General features: G+C 62.5%; 18 protein-coding genes and 2 pseudogenes. 8 read left to right on the forward strand and 12 right to left on the reverse strand.

Going from position 1 to position 20,649, the window contains the following annotated elements; translation table 11 throughout:
- The 7 genes from DV532_RS00945 to tcyJ form a co-directional block, all read right to left on the reverse strand.
- Positions 1-801 (reverse strand): MetQ/NlpA family ABC transporter substrate-binding protein, encoded by an 801-nt coding sequence (locus tag DV532_RS00945; RefSeq protein WP_056806036.1) that lies wholly within the window; start codon positions 799-801, stop codon positions 1-3.
- Positions 794-2,185 (reverse strand): LLM class flavin-dependent oxidoreductase, encoded by a 1,392-nt coding sequence (locus DV532_RS00950; protein WP_056806033.1) that lies wholly within the window; start codon positions 2,183-2,185, stop codon positions 794-796. The genes DV532_RS00945 and DV532_RS00950 overlap by 8 nt, the downstream gene beginning before the upstream one ends.
- Positions 2,185-3,366, reverse strand: a complete 1,182-nt coding sequence (locus DV532_RS00955; RefSeq protein WP_056806209.1) for an SfnB family sulfur acquisition oxidoreductase — start codon at positions 3,364-3,366, stop codon at positions 2,185-2,187. The genes DV532_RS00950 and DV532_RS00955 overlap by 1 nt, the downstream gene beginning before the upstream one ends.
- A gap of 69 nt (positions 3,367-3,435) precedes the next feature.
- Positions 3,436-4,677 carry an SfnB family sulfur acquisition oxidoreductase gene (locus DV532_RS00960; protein ID WP_056806030.1) on the reverse strand — a complete coding sequence of 414 codons (1,242 nt, stop codon included), beginning with the start codon at positions 4,675-4,677 and terminating at the stop codon, positions 3,436-3,438.
- Positions 4,678-5,003: 326 nt separating this feature from the next.
- Positions 5,004-5,762, reverse strand: coding sequence for an L-cystine ABC transporter ATP-binding protein TcyN (gene tcyN / locus DV532_RS00970; RefSeq protein WP_056806028.1), 759 nt, complete (start codon positions 5,760-5,762; stop codon positions 5,004-5,006).
- 2 nt (positions 5,763-5,764) lie between these two features.
- Positions 5,765-6,433: a cystine ABC transporter permease gene (tcyL, locus tag DV532_RS00975; RefSeq protein ID WP_056806025.1), complete on the reverse strand. Its 669-nt coding sequence runs from the start codon at positions 6,431-6,433 to the stop codon at positions 5,765-5,767.
- The gene (gene tcyJ / locus DV532_RS00980; RefSeq protein ID WP_056806022.1) at positions 6,430-7,224 is read right to left on the reverse strand and encodes a cystine ABC transporter substrate-binding protein; all 795 of its coding nucleotides are present in this window, start codon (positions 7,222-7,224) and stop codon (positions 6,430-6,432) included. Before tcyJ ends, tcyL begins: the two co-directional genes overlap by 4 nt.
- Before the next feature lie 365 nt (positions 7,225-7,589).
- Between tcyJ and epsC the strand changes: the two genes are divergently transcribed.
- Both epsC and betT read left to right on the forward strand, forming a co-directional pair.
- Positions 7,590-8,522 carry a serine O-acetyltransferase EpsC gene (gene epsC / locus DV532_RS00985; RefSeq protein WP_056806020.1) on the forward strand — a complete coding sequence of 311 codons (933 nt, stop codon included), beginning with the start codon at positions 7,590-7,592 and terminating at the stop codon, positions 8,520-8,522.
- Positions 8,523-8,793: 271 nt separating this feature from the next.
- Entirely contained in the window at positions 8,794-10,755 is a 1,962-nt protein-coding gene (gene betT / locus DV532_RS00990) for a choline transporter BetT (protein WP_162241147.1), read from the forward strand.
- Between the two features lie 117 nt (positions 10,756-10,872).
- Here the strand turns inward: betT and tauD are convergent, their stop codons facing one another.
- The 4 genes from tauD to tauA are packed head-to-tail and all read right to left on the reverse strand — an operon-like array spanning position 10,873 to position 14,367.
- Complete coding sequence (tauD, locus tag DV532_RS01000) at positions 10,873-11,706, reverse strand: taurine dioxygenase (RefSeq protein WP_056806013.1); 834 nt, start codon at positions 11,704-11,706, stop codon at positions 10,873-10,875.
- A gap of 37 nt (positions 11,707-11,743) precedes the next feature.
- The gene (gene tauC, locus DV532_RS01005) at positions 11,744-12,583 is read right to left on the reverse strand and encodes a taurine ABC transporter permease TauC (RefSeq protein ID WP_056806010.1); all 840 of its coding nucleotides are present in this window, start codon (positions 12,581-12,583) and stop codon (positions 11,744-11,746) included.
- A complete protein-coding gene (tauB, locus tag DV532_RS01010) occupies positions 12,580-13,368 on the reverse strand; it encodes a taurine ABC transporter ATP-binding subunit (protein WP_056806008.1) in 789 nt (262 codons plus the stop codon). The genes tauC and tauB overlap by 4 nt, the downstream gene beginning before the upstream one ends.
- 27 nt (positions 13,369-13,395) lie before the next feature.
- Positions 13,396-14,367 carry a taurine ABC transporter substrate-binding protein gene (gene tauA, locus DV532_RS01015; RefSeq protein WP_056806005.1) on the reverse strand — a complete coding sequence of 324 codons (972 nt, stop codon included), beginning with the start codon at positions 14,365-14,367 and terminating at the stop codon, positions 13,396-13,398.
- Between the two features lie 531 nt (positions 14,368-14,898).
- On the opposite strand from tauA, the gene DV532_RS01020 reads away from it, so the two are divergent.
- The 3 genes and pseudogenes from DV532_RS01020 to DV532_RS01035 form a co-directional block, all read left to right on the forward strand.
- Complete coding sequence (locus DV532_RS01020; protein WP_056806003.1) at positions 14,899-16,233, forward strand: OprD family porin; 1,335 nt, start codon at positions 14,899-14,901, stop codon at positions 16,231-16,233.
- 167 nt (positions 16,234-16,400) lie between these two features.
- The gene (locus DV532_RS01025; RefSeq protein ID WP_056806001.1) at positions 16,401-17,039 is read left to right on the forward strand and encodes a peroxiredoxin; all 639 of its coding nucleotides are present in this window, start codon (positions 16,401-16,403) and stop codon (positions 17,037-17,039) included.
- Between the two features lie 339 nt (positions 17,040-17,378).
- Positions 17,379-17,477: pseudogene (locus DV532_RS01035) on the forward strand (group II intron maturase-specific domain-containing protein); the annotation flags it as partial.
- A 10-nt stretch (positions 17,478-17,487) separates the two neighbouring features.
- On the opposite strand, the pseudogene DV532_RS30795 reads toward DV532_RS01035, so the two are convergent.
- Positions 17,488-17,616, reverse strand: a pseudogene (locus DV532_RS30795) (maturase); the annotation flags it as partial.
- A gap of 173 nt (positions 17,617-17,789) precedes the next feature.
- On the opposite strand from DV532_RS30795, the gene ssuE reads away from it, so the two are divergent.
- From ssuE to ssuD, 3 genes are all read left to right on the forward strand, one after another.
- Positions 17,790-18,383 carry an NADPH-dependent FMN reductase gene (gene ssuE / locus DV532_RS01045; protein ID WP_056805999.1) on the forward strand — a complete coding sequence of 198 codons (594 nt, stop codon included), beginning with the start codon at positions 17,790-17,792 and terminating at the stop codon, positions 18,381-18,383.
- An 84-nt stretch (positions 18,384-18,467) separates the two neighbouring features.
- Positions 18,468-19,433: a sulfonate ABC transporter substrate-binding protein gene (locus DV532_RS01050; RefSeq protein WP_056805996.1), complete on the forward strand. Its 966-nt coding sequence runs from the start codon at positions 18,468-18,470 to the stop codon at positions 19,431-19,433.
- Between the two features lie 59 nt (positions 19,434-19,492).
- Positions 19,493-20,641, forward strand: a complete 1,149-nt coding sequence (ssuD, locus tag DV532_RS01055; protein ID WP_056805994.1) for an FMNH2-dependent alkanesulfonate monooxygenase — start codon at positions 19,493-19,495, stop codon at positions 20,639-20,641.
- Positions 20,642-20,649 lie beyond the last annotated feature (8 nt).

Below are 20,649 nucleotides of genomic sequence, written 5' to 3' on the forward strand. Positions count from 1 at the left end.
TCAGCCCTCCCAGCCGGCCTGGTAAAGCTTGCCGTGGGCTTTGTCCAAGGCCGCGCGCACGGCTGGCGAGTGCTGGTAGATGTCGACGAACTTGGCCAGGCGCGGGTCATCCTTGCTTTGCGGGCGAATGACGAACTGGATCACGTACTCCTTGTTTTCCAAGCCATCGAACAGCAATGCCGAGCTGGCATCGAAGGTGTTGGCCAGGCGGATGTATGCCGGATAGCCCTGCACCAGGTCGGCATCGTCATAGGCACGCACCAGCTGCACCGCCTCGACCTGGAGGATCTTCAACTTTTTCGGGTTGGCGACGATATCGTCCTCGGTGGCCTTGTAGCCGACCCCAGGCTTGAGGGTGATCAACCCGGCCTTGGCCAGCAACTGCAAGCCACGGCCGCTGTTGATCGGGTCGTTGGCGATGGCCACGCTGGCGCCTTCGGGCAGCTCGGCGAAGCTTGGGTACTTTTTCGAGTACAGGCCGACGTTGTTGATGATGCCCGGGGCGTAGGGCACCAGCTTGAAGCCTGCGGCAGCCTTGGCGTTTTCCAGGAACGGGATGTGCTGGAAGTAGTTCACGTCGATGTCGCCGCTGTTGAGGCTGACATTGGGCGCGATCCAGTCGCTGAACTCGATCAGCTTCACTTCCAGCCCTTGCTTGTGCGCTTCTTCCACGGCGGCTTCCAGGGGGATGGCAAAGGCGGCGGTGGTACCGATCTTCAGTGGTTCGGCAGCCAAGGTGCTGGCGGACAGGCCGAGGGTGAGGGCTATGGCCGCGACGGGCCGGAACAGTTTTTCAAGCATGGTGCAGGGCTCCAGTCGGGGCAGGGGTGGGGGTAAAGCGGTAAGCCGCGCCAGGGTGGTCGGCGGGCAGGTGCGGGTGGTCGGCCTGGAACAACTTCTCGCGTAGGGTGCCTTCGGCGTAGGCGGTCTTGTAGCGGCCACGCTGTTGCAACTGCGGGATCACCAGGTCGATGAAATCTTCGAAGCTTTCCGGCGTTACGGTGCGGGTCAGGTTGAAGCCGTCCAGGCCAGTTTCATCGAGCCAGGCAATCAGTTGCTCGGCCACCTGTTCGGGCGCACCGACCAAGGTTACGTAACGGCCCCCCAGGGCGTGCTGTTGCAGCAAGCGTCGGCGGGTCCAGGCGTTGTCCTGCAACTGGCGCGTGGCGGACTGGATGGCGTTGCCCTGGCTGAAGGCGATTGGCTCGTCCAGCTCGTAGGCGGCGAAGTCGATGCCGGTAGAGGCGGCGAAGTGCGCGACCCCAGCCTCGGCGCTGGCATGACGCAGGTACTCAGCGTGCTTAGCCTGGGCCTGTTGCTCGGTGGCGGCGACGATCAGCGTGATGCCCATGAACACCTTGACTGCCTGTGGGTCGCGACCTGCGGCCTGGGCAGCGGCACGTACCTTGTCGACCTGGGCGCGAGTAGCGGCCTTGTCCTGACCACTGATGAACACGCACTCGGCGTGGTTACCGGCGAAAGCCAGGCCACGTGGTGAGCTGCCAGCCTGGAACAACACTGGCGTGCGCTGCGGCGAGGGTTCGCAGAGGTGGTAGCCCTCGACTTTGTAGAACTCGCCCTGGTGGCTAACCTTGCGCACTTTGTCGGGGTGGGCGTACACGCGCTGCTGGCGGTCGGCGAGCACGGCATCGTCGGCCCAGCTGCCTTGCAACAGTTTGTACAGCACCTGCAAGTATTCGTCGGCCTGGTCGTAGCGGCGGTCGTGCTCGGGCTGCTGCGCCAGGCCCATGGCCTGGGCGGCACTGTCGAGGTAGCCGGTAACGATGTTCCAGCCCACTCGGCCATTGCTCAGATGGTCCAGGGTGGAAAGGCGCCGGGCGAACAGATAGGGCGCCTCGTAGGTGAGGTTGGCGGTAAGACCGAAACCCAGGTGGCGGGTGACGGCGGCCATGGCCGAGACCAGCAGCAACGGGTCGTTGACCGGCAGCTGAATCGACTCTTTGAGGGTGACGTCCAGCGACTGCCCGTAGATGTCGTAGGTGCCGACGATATCGGCGATGAACAGCCCGTCGAACAGGCCTCGCTCAAGCAAGCGTGCCAGGTCGGTCCAGTAATCCAGGGTCTTGTATTGGGTCGAGGTGTCCCGTGGATGGGTCCACAGGCCGTGGTTGATGTGCCCGATGCAGTTCATGTTGAAGGCATTGAGCAGAATCTGCTTGGCCATCAGATGGTCCCTCGGCGCGGCGGGTTGGCCCCGTTGAGGTAGTAATTGCCGATGGCGTGGTACTTCCAGCGCACCGGGTCGTGCAGGGTGTGCACGCGGGCATTGCGCCAGTGGCGGTCGAGGTTGTGTTCGGCCAGGGTGGCCTGGCTGCCGCCCAGTTCGAACAGGGTGGTGCCGGCCGCCAGGGCAATTTCGGTGCTGATGGCGCGTGCTTCGGCCACGGCGATGGAGGCGGCGGCCACGTTGTCGGCAGTGCTGTCGTCACGGGCGCGGTCGAGGTATTCGCCGGCACGCTCCAGCAGGGCCTCGGCAGCATGCAGGCGTATCGCCAGGTGGCCGAAGCTTTTCAGCGTCAGCGGGTCGTCCGTGGCGTTGTCCAGGCCGGAATCGACCCAGGGGCGGCTGCGGGTGCGCACGAAGTGCAGGGCATCTTCATAGGCCGCGCGGGCGATGCCGGTGTCGATTGCAGCGTGGAGGATCTGCGCCAGCGGGCCGACTGGGGTGGGGCGCTCGAAGGCGCTTTGGAACGGCACCACGTCGGCGGCATCGACGTGCACGTTGTCGAACACCACCGAGCCGCTGCCGGTGGTGCGCTGGCCGAAGCCGCTCCAGTCGTCGATCACCTGCAGGCCCTGGCTGTCGGCCGGGACGAAGGCCAGCTGCTGCACGCCCTGTTCGTCGATGACCGAGGTAGGAATGCGCTGGGCGTAGATGGCGCCGGTGGAATAGAACTTGCGGCCATTGATGCGGAAACCCTCGCCGTCACGGCTCAGGCGGGTGGTGCGGTCGTTGGCGGTTTTGGTGCCCAGTTCGGCCAGGGCGTTGCCGAAGCGGCGGCCTGCCAGTACCTCGGCATATAGGCGCTGTTGCTGTTCGGGCGTACCGTTTACCCGCAGCACTTCCAGTGCGTAGAAATGGTTTTGCGGGATCTGCCCGAGCGAGCCGTCGGCCTGGGCGATACGGGCGATGACCTTGGCCAGGGTGACGTTGGATACGCCAGCACCGCCGAAGGCCTTGGGCACGCTGATGGCCCATAGGCCGGAGCGGGTGAACAGCTCGAGTTCGGCGTGCGGCAGGCGGCGCTCGCGGTCACGCAGGGCGCTGTCGCGACGCAGTTGTTGGGCAATGTCTTCGGCGACAGCCAGGGCTTGGCTGTCGTCGGTAATGATATTTGTAGTCATGGTTTTCTCCGAGGCCTGGGGGCGCTTTGCGCCCCAATCGCCGGCAAGCCAGCCCCCAGGGCCCAACAATTAGATCCAGGAATGCCGCGCAGGCAGTGTGCCGTTAAGGTGGTAAGCCCCGACCGCGTGGTACTTCCAGCGCACGGGGTCATGCAGGGTGTGCACCCGAGCATTGCGCCAGTGCCGGTCGAGGTTGAACTCGGCGAGGGTGGCGCGGCTGCCAGCCAGCTCGAACAGCTTCTCGCTGGCCTGCAGGGCGATTTCGGTAGTCAGCACCTTGGCCTCGGCCACCGCAATCGACGCCCGCGCTGCACTGGCTGCGTCGATCGGCGCGGCATTCACCTCGTCGAGCACTCGCGCAGCTTTGCCCAGCAACGCTTCGGCGGCGTGCAGTTCAAGTTTCAGGCGGCCGATGTCGGCAATCACATAGGGGTCGTCACTGGCACGGTCCACGTTGGCCTCAACCCATGGCCGGGACTTTTCGCGCACGAAGCTGATGGCATCTTCGATCGCCGCTTCGGCGATACCGGCGTCAATTGCCGCCTGGATCAGTTGCGAGGCCGCGCCCTGGATATTGGGAATGTCGCGCTGGCGCCAGTTGTCGATCACCAGCTCGGCTTCCACCGGTACTTGGTCGAGCAGCACGGTGCCGCTGGCGGTGGTGCGCTGGCCGAACCCGGACCAGTCATCGACGATGCGCAGCCCCGGGCTGCCCCGGCGCACGAATGCCAGGCGCTGGCGGCCTTCGTCGTCCAGTGCTTTTACCGCCACCCAGTGGGCGAACAGGGCGCCGGTGGAATAAAACTTTTCGCCGCTGATGCGATAGCTGTCGCCGGCGCGGGTGATTTTCGCCTTGAGGGTGAGGGTGTCCTTGGTGCCACGCTCGGGGCCGGCATTGCCGATGCGCCAGCCGTCGAGCACGCTGCGGAAGATTACCGCTTGTTGCGCTTCGGTGGCGGCCAGGCGCAGCAACTGCAGCATGCCGAACTGGTTCTGCGGGATCTGCCCCAGGGCCGGGTCGGCGGCGCTGATCAGGCGGAACACTTCGGCCACGGTCTCGAACGACACTTCGGGGCCGCCATGGGCCTTGGGTACGCTGATGCTGCCCAGGCCGCTGCGGGTGAACAGCTCGATCTCGGCCCACGGCAGCTTGCGTTGCTGGTCGCGACGGGCGGCCTGCTCGCGGGCCACCTTGGCCACTTCGCGCGCTGCTTGCAGGGCCTCGGCATCGTTGCGCAGTACCTTGGCAGGCAGCAGCAGGGGCGAGCTGTCGAGATCGCTATGGAATTGGGTATTGGCTTGGCTGGACATCAGTGCCGCTCCTCGGCTGCACTCAATGCCCTGGCGTTACGCACTGGGGTGATTGTGATCCTGACCATTCCTGACCTCACAAATTAGTTATGCCGCTACAGCTGATCGCGACAGATGTGTGCTGGTCCGGTGGTCCGGTTTATATACCGTAATGGTTTATAAAAACTTTATGAACTAACTTTTTGGAATATTTATAGAAGGAGGGATTTGCTACAGATGTGCCGGCCTCTTCGCGGGCAAGCCCGCTCCTACAGGTGCGGCACCGGTTTCGAGGCCGGTGCTACACCTGTAGGAGCGGGTTTACCCGCGAAGAGGCCAGTACAGGTTTACTCGGAAGCCGCAGTCCCAAGGAACTTGCGCAAAAACTGCCGGGTGCGTTCTTCCTTCGGCGCCGCGAACAGCGCCTTGGCCTCACCCTGTTCCACGATCACCCCCTTGTCGAAGAAGATCACGCGGTTCGCTACATCCCGGGCAAAGCTCATCTCATGGGTGACGATGATCATGGTGCGCTTCTCCTCGGCCAAACCGCGGATGGTCGCCAGCACTTCACCTACCAGCTCCGGGTCCAGCGCCGAGGTCGGTTCGTCGAACAGGATCACCTCCGGCTCCATGGCCAGGGCGCGGGCGATGGCCACCCGCTGCTGCTGGCCACCGGACAGGCGCCGGGGGTAGGCATCTTCCTTGCCCGCCAGGCCAACCTTGGCCAGCAGGCGCCGGCCAAGGTCGATGGCCTGCTCGCGGGGGGTCTTCTTGACGATGACCGGGCCCTCGATCACGTTCTCCAGGGCGGTGCGGTGAGGGAACAGGTTGAAGTTCTGGAACACGAACCCCGCCTGTTGGCGCAAGCGGCGTATCGCACTCTGCTGCCCACCCAATGGGCGGTTGGCATCGATGCTGATGGCGCCGATCTGGATCTGCCCGGCATCGGGGGTTTCCAGCAGGTTGAGGCAGCGCAGGAAGGTAGTCTTGCCCGAACCGCTGGGGCCAATGATGGCCACCACTTCGCCGGGCTGCACATTCAGGTCGATACCGTTGAGCACGGTCTGGCCCTTGAACTGCTTGGTCAGGCCTTTGACTTCAATCATGCTCAATGCTCCTGGTCATGCTGGTTGACCCGCGCTTCCATGCGGTTCTGGAAGTGCGCGAGGATGCTGCACAGCACCCAGTAGATAACCGCCACCGCCACATACATGGTGAACACTTCGAAGGTACGCGCGGTAATCAGTTGGGCCTGGCGGAACAGCTCGGGCACCTGGATGGTCGCCGCCAGGGCGGTGTCCTTGACCAATGAGATAAAGCTGTTGCCCAACGGTGGCAGTGCCGTGCGCAAGGCCTGAGGCAAGATCGCCCGGCGCATGGCCTGGACGCGGGTCATGCCGATACTGGCGGCAGCTTCCCACTGGCCACGGTCGATCGAGGAGATCGCCGCGCGCAGGATTTCGCAGATGTAGGCGGCCATGTTCAGCGACAGGCCAATCAGCGACGCTGGGATCGGGTCCAGCTCGATGCCGATCTGCGGCATGCCGAAATAGATCACGAACAGTTGCACCAGCAGCGGCGTGCCGCGGAAAAACGACACGTAGACCCGCGCCAGCCAATTCAGCGGCAAGAGCTTCGACAGCCGCATCAGCGCCAGGGCAAAGCCCAGCACCAGGCCGAAGAACATGCCGCCAACGCTAAGCAGCACGGTATAACCCGCGCCCTTCAGTAGGAAGGGCGTGGAGTCGACAACGAGTTGCAGGCTTTCAGCAATCATTTGGTGACATCAGCACCGAAGTATTTCTCGGACAGCTTGGCCAGCGTGCCGTCAGCCTTGAGCTTGTCGATGGCCTTGTTGATTGCCGCCAACAGCTCAGGCTCGCCCTTGCGCAGGGCCACGCCGCTTTCCAGGCGCGAGAAGGCGTCGCCGGCCAGCTCGGTGTCCTTGGCTTTTTGCGCATATTCCAGCGCCGCCAGGCGGTCGATCAGGATGGCATCGATGCGGCCGTTGCGCAGGTCGGCGAACTTGCTTGGGTCGTCTTCATAAGTGCGTACATCGGCTTGCGGTACGTCTTTCTTGACCCATTGCTCGTAGTTGGTACCCAGGCCCACGCCAACCTTCTTGCCGGCCAGGTCGGCGGCCTTGTGGATGCCCAACTGCTCGGCCTTCTTCTTCAGGATCAGCGCCTGGATGCCGGAGATGGTGTAGGGCTCGGAGAAGTCGTACTTCTTCTTGCGCTCTTCGGAAATGGTCACCTGGTTGATCACCACGTCCAGGCGCTTGGATTCCAGCGCGGCGAGGATGCCGTCCCACTTGGTGGGCTGAACCTTGGCCTTGACCCCCAGTTCCTTGGCCAGCAGCTCGGACAGCTCCACTTCGAAGCCGGTCAGCTTGCCGTTCTCGTCCTGGAAACTGAACGGTGGGTAAGTACCTTCGAGGCCGACGTTGATCACGCCTTTTTCCTGGATGGTCTTCAGCTGCTCGCCGGCGAAGGCCTGGCTGAGCAGGCCGGCACCCAGCAGCAGTGCCAGGCTGGCATTGAGTAGCGGTTTGGCGAATTTCGACATGTGCAGAGCCCCGCGCTTGTTGTGTAAGTAGTGGGTGGCGACTATAGGGTCAGGCCGCTTAGGCCAGGAAATAATAAAAAATTATTTTGTTATTCCCTTTTTTGTTTGCGTCAGTGCTGGCTGCATTGAGGGTAGGCGAGTATCTGCCCCGCGTCATCGCTGCTTATGCCTGACTTAGTGCAGGATGGAATAAAGCGTTGTTTTTTCCAAGGGATGGATTTGCCGTAGAGTGGATTGCATGTACGCAGGCCTGGCCTCTTCGCAGGTGAACCCGCTCCCACAAGGACCGTGTAGGCGCGGGTTTACCCGCGAAAGGGCCAGGCCTGGCGATAACAATAGTTGGCCTACTCAGGCAGGAGAACACCGTGAGCGAACAACCTTCATCCGGGCACTGGCAGTTGCAGAACATCGTCACCGGCCTGCGCGGTGCCCGTGAGCAATGGCGCACCCGCAATGGCCGCAGCAGCGACCAGCAGGGCGGGCGTGAGCTGCCGTCGCGTGAGGCTATGCGGCATATTCTGGAGCAACTGTGCGGTGCGTTGTTCCCCATGCGCCTTGGCCCGGTCGACCTGCGCGAAGAGAGTGAAGACTTCTACGTCGGCCACACCCTGGACGCCGCCCTGACCGCCCTGCTGACCCAGGCCCGCCTGGAACTGCGCTACGCCGCGCGGCATAGCAAGGCTGAGCTGGCCGGCGTGAATGCCCATGCGCTCAACTTGATCCAGGGTTTTGCCGCTGCGCTTCCAGACCTGCGGGTGTTACTCGACACCGACGTGCTGGCCGCCTACCACGGCGACCCAGCGGCGCGCAGCGTTGATGAAGTGCTGCTGTGCTACCCAGGCATCCTGGCAATCATCCACCACCGCCTGGCCCACCACTTGTACCAGGCCGGCCTGCCGCTGCTGGCGCGGATCAGCTCGGAGCTGGCGCATTCGGCCACGGGGATCGACATTCACCCCGGGGCGCAGATCGGCCCTAGCTTCTTCATTGACCACGGCACCGGTGTAGTCATTGGTGAAACCGCGATCATCGGCGAGCGGGTGCGCATCTACCAGGCGGTGACCCTGGGCGCCAAGCGCTTCCCCAGCGATGAGTCGGGGACCCTGCACAAAGGCCTGCCTCGCCACCCGATCGTCGAAGACGATGTGGTGATCTATGCCGGCGCCACGGTACTGGGGCGGATCACCATCGGCAAGGGCTCGACCATTGGCGGCAATGTGTGGCTGACCCGTAGTGTGCCGGCTGAAAGCAACATCACCCAGGCCAACCTGCAGCTGGATTGCCAGGACAAGAATTAACCTGGCATTTCCTCGGCCTGTACCGGCCTCTTCGCGGGCAAGCCCGCGAAGAGGCCGGTACAGGAGGGCACCAATCAGCGCCCTGATTCGCATTGAAATCCGATCCATGTTTAACTTGAACGCTTGTTCAATGAAAAAACGCTGGTCCGCTGCCGGTGTTCAACAGGAGGATTCCTTTGCTGAACCCGTTCATTCCGAACCTTACGTCATTCGACGAGGTGCACACCCAATGAGTGCGCCGACCCCCTCCCTTGCCAGTGGCAAGATCCGCATGAACCCCCCGGTGTTCTATTTTGCGGCAAGCTTCATCCTCATCTTCGGCCTGGTAGTCATCGCCAACCCGCAAACCGCCGGCGACTGGTTACTGGCGGCGCAGAACTGGGCGGCCAATACGGTCGGCTGGTACTACATGCTGGCGATGACGTTGTACCTGGTCTTCGTGGTGGTCACCGCCTTGTCCGGCTACGGCAAGATCAAGCTCGGTGCCGACCACGACGAACCCGAGTTCAGCTACCTGTCGTGGGCCGGCATGCTGTTTGCCGCCGGTATCAGCATTACCTTGTTCTTCTTCTGCGTCTCAGAACCCCTCACCCACATGCTGCAACCCCCCCAGGGCGAAGCGGGCACGGCCGAGGCCGGGCGCCAGGCGATGCAGATCCTGTTCCTGCACTGGGGCCTGCATGGCTGGGGCGTATTCGCCTTCGTCGGCATGGCCCTGGCCTACTTCGCCTACCGGCACAACCTGCCGCTGGCCTTGCGCTCGGCCTTGTACCCGTTGATTGGCAAGCGCATCAACGGGCCGATCGGCTACGCAGTAGACGGTTTCGGCATCATCGCCACGGTGTTTGGCCTAGGCGCCGACATGGGCTTTGGCGTGCTGCACCTGAACGCCGGGCTCGACTACCTGTTCGGTATCAGCCACAGCCAGTGGGTGCAGGTACTGCTCATCGTGCTGATGATGGGCGCCGCGGTGGCCGTGGCGGTTGCCGGGGTGGAGAAGGGCGTGCGGGTGATGAGCGACATCAACCTGTTCCTGGCCTGCGCATTGTTGCTGTTCGTGTTGTTCGCCGGGCCTACCCAGCACTTGTTCAACACCTTGATCCAAAACTTGGGCGATTACCTGGGCGCCTTGCCGCGCAAGAGCTTCGACGTTTATGCCTACGGTGATAACCGTGACTGGCTGGGCGGCTGGACAGTGTTCTACTGGGCCTGGTGGATTGCCTGGGCGCCGTTCGTGGGCCTGTTCATTGCCCGCATCTCCCGTGGCCGCACCATCCGCGAGTTCGTCTTCGGCGTGCTGTTGATCCCGCTGGGCTTTACCCTGGCGTGGATGTCGATCTTCGGCAACAGCGCCCTTGACCAGGTGATCAATCACGGCATGACCGCGCTGGGCCAGTCGGCGCTGGATAACCCGTCGATGAGCCTGTACCTGCTGCTGGAGACCTACCCCTGGAGCAAGGCCGTGATCGCCACCACGGTGTTCATCAGCTTCGTGTTCTTCGTCACCTCGGCCGACTCGGGCACCGTGGTGCTGTCGACATTGTCGGCCAAGGGCGGTGATGCCGATGAAGACGGGCCGAACTGGCTACGCATCTTCTGGGGTGCAATGACGGCGCTGATCACCAGCGCGTTGCTGTTTGCCGGTAGCATCGATTCGCTGAAGTCGGCGGTGGTGCTGACCTCGTTGCCGTTCTCGCTGATCTTGTTGTGCATGATGTGGGGGCTGCACAAGGCCTTCTACCTGGAGTCGCAACGGCAGATAGCGCAGATGCACTCATTGGCCCCGTTCGCCCAATCACGCCACGGGCGTGGTGGCTGGCGCCAGCGCCTGAGCCAGGCAGTGCACTTTCCGTCGCGCGACGAGGTGTACCGCTTCATGGACGACGTGGTGCGCCCGGCGATTGCCGATGTACGCGAGGTGTTCGAGCAGAAGGGCCTGGCGCTGATTACCCAGGATGACCCGAGCCACGACAACGTCAGTTTGAAGATTGGCCATGGCGAGGAGCAGCCGTTCATTTACCAGGTGCAGATGCGCGGTTACTTCACGCCGTCGTTCGCCCTGGGTGGGCTGGGTACGCAAGAGTTGAAGAACCGCCGTTATTATCGGGCGGAGGTGCACCTGAGCGAAGGCAGCCAGAACTATGACCTGGTGGGCTATAGCAAGGAGCAGATCATCAACGACATCCTCGACCAGTACGAACGGCACATGCAGTACCTGCATCTGGTCAGGTAATAACCTGTACCGGCTCTTCGCGGGTAAACCCGCTCCCACAGGGACGGCACCGGTTCGAAACCTGTGTTGTACCTGTGGGAGCGGGTTTACCCGCGAAGAGGCCGGTACAGGCAAAAACTAAAAGGGTGCATCCCCGAGGATGGTCGCCCGATGCATCACCCGCCGGTTAGGCCGGTAGTCATCCACTGCAAAATGCTGGGTCACGCGGTTGTCCCAGAACGCCACATCATGCTCCTGCCAACGCCAGCGAATGCTGAACTCCGGCCGGGTGGCATGGGCGAACAGCAGCTTCAGCAGTGCCTCGCTTTCCAGCTCGCTCAATTCGTTGATGCGGGTAGTGAACCCTTCATTGACGAACAACGCCTTGCGCCCGCTCACCGGGTGCGTGCGCACCACCGGGTGTGACAGCGGCGGGTTGCTGCGCCGCGTGGCCTCCCAGCGCGCCAGGTCTTCTGGCGTGGTGCCAAAACGCTCAAGGGGGAACGACCTGGTAAAGTCGTGCGTGGCGGTCAGCCCATCGAGCATCTTGCGCAGCGGCGCCGACAAGGCCTCGAAGGCGGCGATACCGCTGGCCCACAGGGTGTCGCCACCGTAGGCCGGCAACTGCTTGGCGCTGAGCACCGCGCCCAAGGCCGGGGTTGGCAAGAAGGTCACGTCGGTGTGCCACACCGCGTTGTCGCGCACATCGGTGACTGCCGTGTCGAGCACCAGTACCTGGGGGGTTTCCGGCACGTTGGGGTAGATCGGGTGGATGTGCAGGTCGCCGAAGCGGGCGGCAAAACGTGCCTGCTGCTCGGGGTTGATCGGCTGGTCGCGGAAAAACAGCACCTGGTGCTGCAGCAGCGCTTGCTCGATGGCGTCGCGCTGTTCGGCGGTGATGTCGCGGCTGATGTCCACGCCGCTAATCTGCGCGCCGAGCGCCGGGCTGAGGGGGGTGATGGTCAGGCTCATGTCGGTCTCTTTTTCAGGCACCAGTGTGCTGGCGTGGTCAGTGTGTTTGCCCGTGCCACGGCACCAGTTTGCGTTGCACGGCGCGCAGGCTCATCTCCAGGGCGAAGGCGATCAGGGCAATCAGCAGGATGCCCAGCACCACCACATCGGTAACCAAGAACTGCGCCGCCGACTGCACCATGAAGCCCAGGCCGCTGGTGGCGGCGATCAATTCGGCAGCCACCAGGGTCGACCAGCCGACCCCCAGGCCGATACGGATGCCGGTGAGGATGTCTGGCAGCGCGCTGGGCAGGATTACATGGCGGATCAGTTGGGCCTTGGTCGCGCCCAGCGACTGCGCGGCACGTAACTTGGCGGGGTCGACCGTGCGTACGCCGGTGGCAGTGGCAATGGCGATGGGGGCGAAGATCGCCAGGTAGATCAACAACACCTTCGACAACTCGCCGATGCCGCACCAAATGACGATCAGCGGCAAGTAGGCCAGCGGCGGGATCGGCCGGTAGAACTCGATCAGCGGGTCGAGAATGCCGCGCGCCACGCGGTTATAGCCAATGGCGATACCCACTGGGATGGCGGTGAGGGTGGCAGCCAGCAGCGCCACGCCGATGCGCCCGAGGCTGGCGCCCAGGTGCTGCCATAGGCTGGCATCCATGTAGCCCTGGGTCAGCAGAGTGGCGGCCTTGGCCAGGATGTCGGTGGGCGAGGGCAGGAACAGCGGCTCGATCCAGTCGGCTGCGGTCACCAGCCACCAAGCCAGCAACAGGCTGCCCAAGGTCAGGGTGCTGATCCAGCGGGTGGCAAGGGGGCGGCGCAGCTTGGCGGCTGGCCGGGGTTGGGCGTTGCGTTTGCCGGCGACCGGCAGGTCCAGGCTGCTCATGCGCGCTCCTGCAGGGTTTGACGTTGGGAGAACACCCGCGCCAAAACATGTTCGCGGGTTTCGATAAAGGCCGGGTCGGACTTGATCGCCCGGGCCGATTCGCCGGCGGCATAGCGCTGGCCGAAGTCCAGTTGCAGGCGCTCCACTACGCGCCCTGGGTTGGGCGCAAGTAGCACCAGTTCGCTGGCGAGGAACACGGCCTCTTCGATGTCGTGGGTAATCAAGAACACCGGCTTGGCGGTGCGTTGCCACACCTGCAGCAACAGCTCTTGCATCTGCTCGCGGGTGAAGGCATCGAGTGCACCGAACGGCTCGTCCATCAGCAGCACCCGAGGGTCTGCGGCCAGCGCCCGGGCCAGGCCCACGCGCTGCTTCTGGCCCCCCGACAGTTGCCAGATACGCCGCTCGGCAAAGCCGTCTAGGTCGACCAGGGCCAGCATTTCGCGGGCTTTGGCTTCGCGCTGTGCGCGGGCTACCCCGGCCAGTTCCAGGCCGAAGGCGACATTGCCCAGTACGTTCTGCCAAGGCAGCAGGGCATCGTCCTGAAACACTACGCCGCGTTCGGCGCCGGGGCCCTGGACGGGCACGCCGTCCAAGGTGATGCGCCCGCCGCTGGGGGCGACGAAGCCGGCGATCAGGTTGAGCAGCGAGGTCTTGCCGCTGCCGGAAGGCCCCAGGGCCACCAGTAACTGGCGGGGCCCCAGGCTTAGGTTGATGTCGGCCAGTACCGGGGTTTCGGCACCGGGGTACTGTGCGCTGATGCGCTCCAGTTCGAGCAAGGCCATGGCAGGCTCCGGTCGGTTTCTACAGGCTTAATTGGGCAGGTACTGGGCGCTGACATACGGCGAGTAATCTGGCAGCACCGCGTCGACCTTGCCTTGCTGCTTGAGGAAGGTGGCGGTGTCGGTCAGCGCCTGGGTAGTCGGCGCGCCCAGTGCGCTGGCCTGGTCGGCGGCCAGCGGGTAGACGTTGCCCTGCAGCAGTACCGGGATGTCGGTTGGCTTGGCGCCGGACAGCTTGGCCAGTTTGGCCACGTTGTCGGGGTTGGCCAGCCAAGCGTTCGGGTCTTTGCGGTAGTCGGCGTAGGCGTCGAGGGTCACTTTAGCGAAGGCCTTGACCACGTCGGGGTGCTTGGCGGCGAAGTCCTTGCGCACGATCCAAGCGTCGAAGGTAGGTGCACCTTTGGTGGCCAGCTCGCCAGAGGTGATCAGCACTTTGCCGTTCTCCTTGGCCACGCCCAGGGCCGGGTCCCAGACGTAGGTAGCGTCGATGTCACCGCGCTTCCAGGCGGCAATGATGGCTGGCGGCGCCAGGTTGAGGATTTGTACTTTGGACGGGTCGATGTTCCAGCTTTTCAGTGCCGCCAGCAGGCTGTAGTGGCCGGTGGAGACGAACGGCACGGCGACTTTCTTGCCGACCAGGTCTTGCGGGGTCTTGATGCTGTCGCGGGCGACCAGCGCCTCACCGGCGCCAATTTGCGTGGCGATCAGGAAGGTTTCCACCGGCAGCTTGCGGGTAGCGGCGGCGGCCAGCGGGCTGGACCCCAGGTAACCGATCTGCACGTCGCCGCTAGCTACCGCGGTGATCACGTCGGCGCCATTGTCGAATTTGCGCCAGTCGATGCTGGCGTGGCTGGCTTTTTCGTAGTCGCCGTCGACCTGTGCCACCTTGGCGGGGTCGACTGTGGTCTGGTAGGCCACGGTCAGGTCGGCAGCCTGGGCCAACCAGCTGGCGCTGGCGAGGGTCAGGGCGGCGAACAGGCGCAGCGGAGCGTGCGGGATCATGGTGAACCTCTCGTCAGACAATCGGGGTGATGGATGCCGAGAAGGCTAAATGATCTAAGAAAAGTAAAATAAATAACTTTTTCGCATTAGCTTAGGAGCCAATTGTTTTAACCATGGCCGCTCCAACCGGGACGCCCGTGAGCCCATGGCATCAGGTGACCTCGCTCAATGGCGAAAGCATAGGCGCCTGCTAGGCTTTTTCGTCCCGATATACCGATACGGAATTAGGTTATGAGCAAACGTTTGCAAATAACTAAAAGTTATGAATGGTGGGGGCGCTACAACGAATGGCGCTAAAGGTTCCTAACATATTCCTTAAAAATCTTACGAATTCATAAAACGGTCATTTTGGATTTATAGGATTGTCATTATCCTGTAGCGCAGGTGGCGTCTTAGACCAAAGTCGCGAAACGTTTAGAAACGATTGACTTCATGGTCACGCTTTGGGACTAAATCGCCAATCCACGGTGAGCGGGGCAGCAGATCCCACCGCCAGAGATACACAAGAATTAGAACGTAGAGGAGCAAAACATGTACAAGTCCAGCCTGGCTCTGGCCGTGGCAGTGGGGGTTCTCGCCCAACAAGCAGGCGCTGCCGGTTTCGTTGAAGACAGCAAACTGGCGCTCAGCTCGCGCACCATGTACTTCAACGATGACAACCGCGAAGCCGGTATTGACCAGAAAGAAAGCGGTCAGGGCTTCAAGCTCGACTACCTGTCTGGCTTCACCGAAGGCACCGTAGGCGTTGGTGTAGACATTCAAGCGCTGTGGGGCATTCACCTGGATGGTGGCCGTGGTAGCCGTCCAGATGCCAACAACACCTTCTTCCCAAGCGACTCCGATGGTTCGGCAGTCCACGACTGGGCACGCATTGGTGGTAACGCCAAGGCTCGCTTCTCGAAAACCGAAGTCCACTACGGTAGCGCCCTGGCGCCTATGCTGCCGATCTTGGTTTCCAACGATGGTCGTCTGCTGCCGCAGACCTTCGAGGGTGGCACCCTGCAGTCGAAGGAAATCGACAACCTGACCGTCAACGCCGGTCAACTGACCCACGCCATGGGTCGTGCCTCGAGCAACAGTACCGGCCTTTCGGTTTCTGGCGCCTTCCGCGACAGCAACAAGTTCCAGTTCGCCGGCGGTGACTACAAGCTCACGCCAGACCTGACTCTGCAGTACTACTACTCGAACCTGGAAGACTTCTACAAGCAGCACTTCCTGGGCGCTACCCACGTCTTCAAAATTGCCGACAACCAGTCGTTCAAGACTGACCTGCGTTACTTCGACAGCAGCAGCGACGGCAAGAATGGTCAGACCGGTTATGCCTTCGACAACAATGGTGGCTTTGCGAAGAACGCGGGCGAGGTCGACAACAAGACCTGGAGCGCCATGTTCACCTACACCCTGGGTGGCCATGCGCTGATGCTCGGTCACCAGCAAGTGGGTGATGACGGTGGTTTCGTCTGGCTGAACCAAGGTAGCGTCCGTAAAGACGGCGCCACCTCTTCGCTGGAAGGCAATGGCGGCGCGAGCTTCTACCTGTTCACGGACAGCATGATCAACCAGTTCGCCCGTGCCGGTGAGAACACCACCTTCGGCCAGTACTCGTATGACTTCGCGTCCCTGGGCGTCCCAGGCCTGAAGGCTTCGGTGGCTTACCTGCGTGGTGACGATGTGCGCAACAAGTCTGGCGACGGCAGCTACAACGAATGGGAACGCGACGCACGCGTTGACTACACCCTTCAGCAAGGCACCCTCAAAGGCCTGGGCTTCAGCCTGCGTCAGGGCGTTTACCGTGGTAGCGGCGAAAGCGCTGCGGACAAAGACCAGACTCGCTTCATCGTGAACTACACTTACAACTTCCTGTAAGCCGTAGCTGAACGACAAGCCTCGCCTAGTGCGAGGCTTTTTTGTGCCTGTTATTTCGTATGCCTTATGGTTATAAACAAATCAGTATTTATTCTTTTTGTTTTTAATCGAATGCAGGCACATTGAACCCACACGGTGTACAGAACCCAGCACAGGAGCCGCAGCCCATGAGTCTCAAACTCGGCGATATCGCCCCCGATTTCGAACAGGATTCCAGCGCAGGCAAGATCCGTTTCCACGAGTGGCTGGGCAACAGCTGGGGTGTGTTGTTCTCCCACCCGGCCGACTTTACCCCGGTGTGCACCACCGAGTTGGGCCTGACTGCCAAGCTCAAGGACGATTTCGACAAGCGTGGGGTCAAGGCCATTGCCCTGTCCGTCGACCCGGTCGACTCGCACCACCGCTGGATTGATGACATCAACGAGACCCAAAACACCGTGGTCAACTTCCCGATCATCGCCGACGCCGACCGCAAGGTGTCCGACCTGTACGACCTGATCCACCCGAACGCCAGCGACACCCTGACCGTGCGCTCGCTGTTCGTCATCGACCCGAACAAGAAGGTGCGCCTGACCATCACCTATCCGGCCAGTACCGGGCGCAACTTCCACGAAATTCTGCGGGTGATCGACTCGCTGCAGCTAACCGATAACCACAAGGTCGCCACGCCAGGCAACTGGCAGGACGGTGACGACGTGGTGATCGTGCCTTCGCTGAAGGATGAGGAAGAGATCAAGCAGCGCTTCCCCAAAGGTTACCGGGCGGTCAAACCCTATCTGCGGCTGACCCCGCAGCCTAATCGCTAAAGGATTCCTCGTTGCATTGCTCTTAGCCAAGCAGGGATTTTCGGGCCGTTTCGACGGCCCTTTTTTATGTGCGCCAGGCATGGCGCGTTGCGCGTTAGCGCAACCAGCTTGGCTGTGGTGGGCCTTTTTGCTACCGAGCGCTGAGAGGCGACGGGATGGGCGTACAGAAGTCAGCCGAAGCCGTAGTAAGTGGTGGTTAACCGCGCCACCAAGGGCCGAACAGGTTATGCCGCCAGTAGGCGTTACTGTCTCGTGGATAGCCGTAATGCAGAAATTTCCTACAACGGAAACTGTCACTCTAAACCCCGGCCAGAAGCCGAGGGTGATGCCCGACAGTGATGGGCGAGCTACTTCAAGCTCAGCCAGAGCAAGCATCCGCTTGAGGAGTTGGATGGGTGGGTCAGGCATAAGCTCCGCTGCGCGATCTGGCGTCAATGGACACGGCGGTTCAGGTCATGCGGCTAAGCCGGTTGATCGTATCCAGTATCGAGACCAGTCCGAGCCGTTCCCACAGCTTCTTCGGCAGTGCGTGATTCATATGCTGCGCCCCCGAGTTCCACCATGGCCCCCGGCTCACACCCGCCGTCCTCTCACACCACCGTGCGTACGGCACGCCCGCTCCCACAGGACAGTGTAGGTCTGAGTTTTTCGCAAAGTCCTAAATGGAATAAACAAATGAAGAAATATGATTTCTAGATATATGTCGCGACTGTTAATGTCTCTTCCAACAGAACACAAGGAAGCGCTGCAATGCTGGTGGTATCAATCGGTGGTAGCCCAAGTCCCCGTTCACGCTCCGGCGTGCTGCTCGAGCGTTCGCGCCAATGGCTGCAGGGCCGTGGCGTCGAGGTAGTGACGTTCCAGGTGCGTGACTTCTCCGCCGAAGACTTGTTGCACGCCCGTTTCGACAGCCCGCAGGTACAGCACTTTCAACAACTGGTAGCCCAGGCCGATGGCCTGATCGTTGCCACGCCGGTGTACAAGGCATCCTTCGCCGGCGCCTTGAAGACGTTGCTCGACCTGCTGCCCGAACGCGCCCTGGCCCACAAGATCGTGTTGCCGATTGCCACCGGCGGCAGCATCGCCCACATGCTGGCGGTGGATTACGCACTCAAGCCCGTGCTGTCGGCACTCAAGGCGCAAGAGACCCTGCAAGGGATCTTCGCCGACGACAGCCAGGTTGCTTACGCAGACGGCACAAAGCCCGCGCAGCTAGTGCCGGCGCTGGAAGAACGCCTGCAGGACTCGCTGGAAACCTTCCACGTGGCCCTGGCCCGTCGGCCGCGCCCCGTGGCCCCCGGCGTACTGAATGAACGCCTGATCAGCGCTCGCTGGAGCATCTGACCGGCCCAACCCGCTTTACCACCTTACTCGCCCGACAACGAGGCAAGCAGGTGCAACCCGAACCCATTCGCACAGGAGAGCGCCATGCGCACAATCTTCTTGCGTCGCGGTCTGGTCGCCCTGTTTGCGGCGGCTGTGTCCTTCGGCGCCATTACCCAAGTCCAGGCCGAGAGCCTGCGTATCGGTTACCAGAAATACGGCACCCTGGTGCTGCTCAAAGCCAAAGGCACGTTGGAAAAACGCCTGGCCGAGCAGGGCGTGCAGGTGCAGTGGACAGAGTTCCCCGGCGGCCCACAGCTGCTTGAAGGGCTGAACGTCGGTTCCATCGATTTCGGTGTTACCGGTGAAACACCGCCGGTGTTCGCCCAGGCCGCCGGCGCCGACCTGCTCTACGTGGCCTACGAGCCACCAGCGCCGCACAGCGAGGCGATCCTGGTGCCGAAGGGCTCGCCGATCCAGTCGGTAAAAGACCTCAAGGGCAAGAAAGTTGTCCTCAACAAAGGCTCCAACGTGCATTACCTGCTGGTCCGCGCCCTCGAGGATGCCGGCCTCAAGTACAGCGACATCCAACCTGTCTACTTGCCCCCAGCCGACGCCCGCGCCGCCTTCGAGCGTGGCAGCGTGGATGCCTGGGTGATCTGGGACCCGTACCAGGCCGCTGCCGAGCAACAGTTGCAGGCCCGAACCCTGCGTGACGGCAAGGGGCTGGTCGATAACCACCAGTTCTACCTCGCCACCCGCAACTATGCGACCCAGCACCCGGTGGTGATCAACACCTTGATCGAGGAAGTGCGCGCTGTGGGTGAGTGGTCCCAGGCCAACCCGCAGGAGGTGACGGACCAGGTGGCACCGCTGCTTGGCCTGCCCGCCGACATCACCCTCACCTCGGTCAAGCGCCAAGGCTACGGCGCTGCGCCGCTCACCCCGGAAGTGGTGGCTGCGCAACAGAAAATCGCCGACACGTTCCAGGCGCTGAAGCTGATCCCCAAGCCGCTGAGCATCAAGGACGTGATCTGGACACCCCCGGCCAAAGTCGCCAGCGCGCCTTGATTGATACGCCTGCGCCAGGGCGTTGCCCTGGCTGAGCCACCCTTGAGGAGACAACTCCAATGAGCCTTAACATTTTCTGGTTCCTTCCCACGCACGGTGACGGCAAGTACCTGGGCACTTCCGAAGGTGCGCGCGCCGTCGACCATGGCTACCTGCAGCAGATCGCCCAGGCCGCCGACCGACTCGGCTTCGGCGGCGTGCTGATCCCTACCGGGCGTTCCTGCGAGGACTCCTGGTTGGTCGCGGCGTCGCTGATCCCGGTGACCCAGCGCCTGAAGTTTTTGGTCGCGCTGCGCCCCGGCATCATCTCGCCGACTGTGGCGGCACGCCAGGCGGCAACCCTCGATCGCCTGTCCAACGGCCGTGCGCTGTTCAACCTGGTGACCGGCGGCGACCCAGACGAGCTGGCCGGTGACGGCCTGCACCTGAACCACCAGGAACGCTACGAGGCTTCCGTGGAGTTCACCCGCATCTGGCGCAAGGTGCTGGAAGGCGAAACAGTTAATTACGACGGCAAGCACCTGCAGGTAAAGGGCGCCAAGCTGCTCTACCCACCGATCCAACAACCGCGCCCGCCGTTGTATTTCGGCGGTTCCTCCGAAGCCGCCCAAGACCTCGCCGCCGAACAGGTCGAGCTGTACCTGACCTGGGGCGAGCCGCCGAGCGCAGTCGCTGAAAAAATCGCCCAGGTACGTGAGAAGGCCGCTGCGCAAGGCCGTGAAGTGCGTTTCGGCATCCGCCTGCACGTGATCGTGCGGGAAACCAACGCAGAGGCCTGGGCCGCCGCCGACAAGCTAATTTCGCACCTGGACGACGACACCATCTCCCGTGCCCAGGCCTCGCTGGCGCGCTTCGACTCGGTGGGCCAACAACGTATGGCGGCTCTGCACAACGGCAACCGCGACAAACTGGAGGTCAGCCCCAACCTGTGGGCCGGTGTCGGCCTGGTACGGGGTGGCGCCGGTACTGCGCTGGTGGGTGACGGCCCGACCGTTGCTGCGCGGGTCAAGGAGTACGCCGAGCTGGGCATCGACACCTTCATCTTTTCGGGCTACCCGCACCTGGAAGAGTCGTACCGGGTGGCCGAGCTGCTGTTCCCGCACCTGGACGTACAGCGCCCGGAGCAACCCAAGGCTGGCGGTTATGTAAGCCCGTTCGGTGAGATGGTGGCCAACGACATCCTGCCCAAGTCTGTTGCACAGAGCTGAGGGCCAGG

The sequence above is a fragment of the Pseudomonas sp. Leaf58 genome (genome assembly GCF_003627215.1).
Lineage (GTDB): Bacteria > Pseudomonadota > Gammaproteobacteria > Pseudomonadales > Pseudomonadaceae > Aquipseudomonas.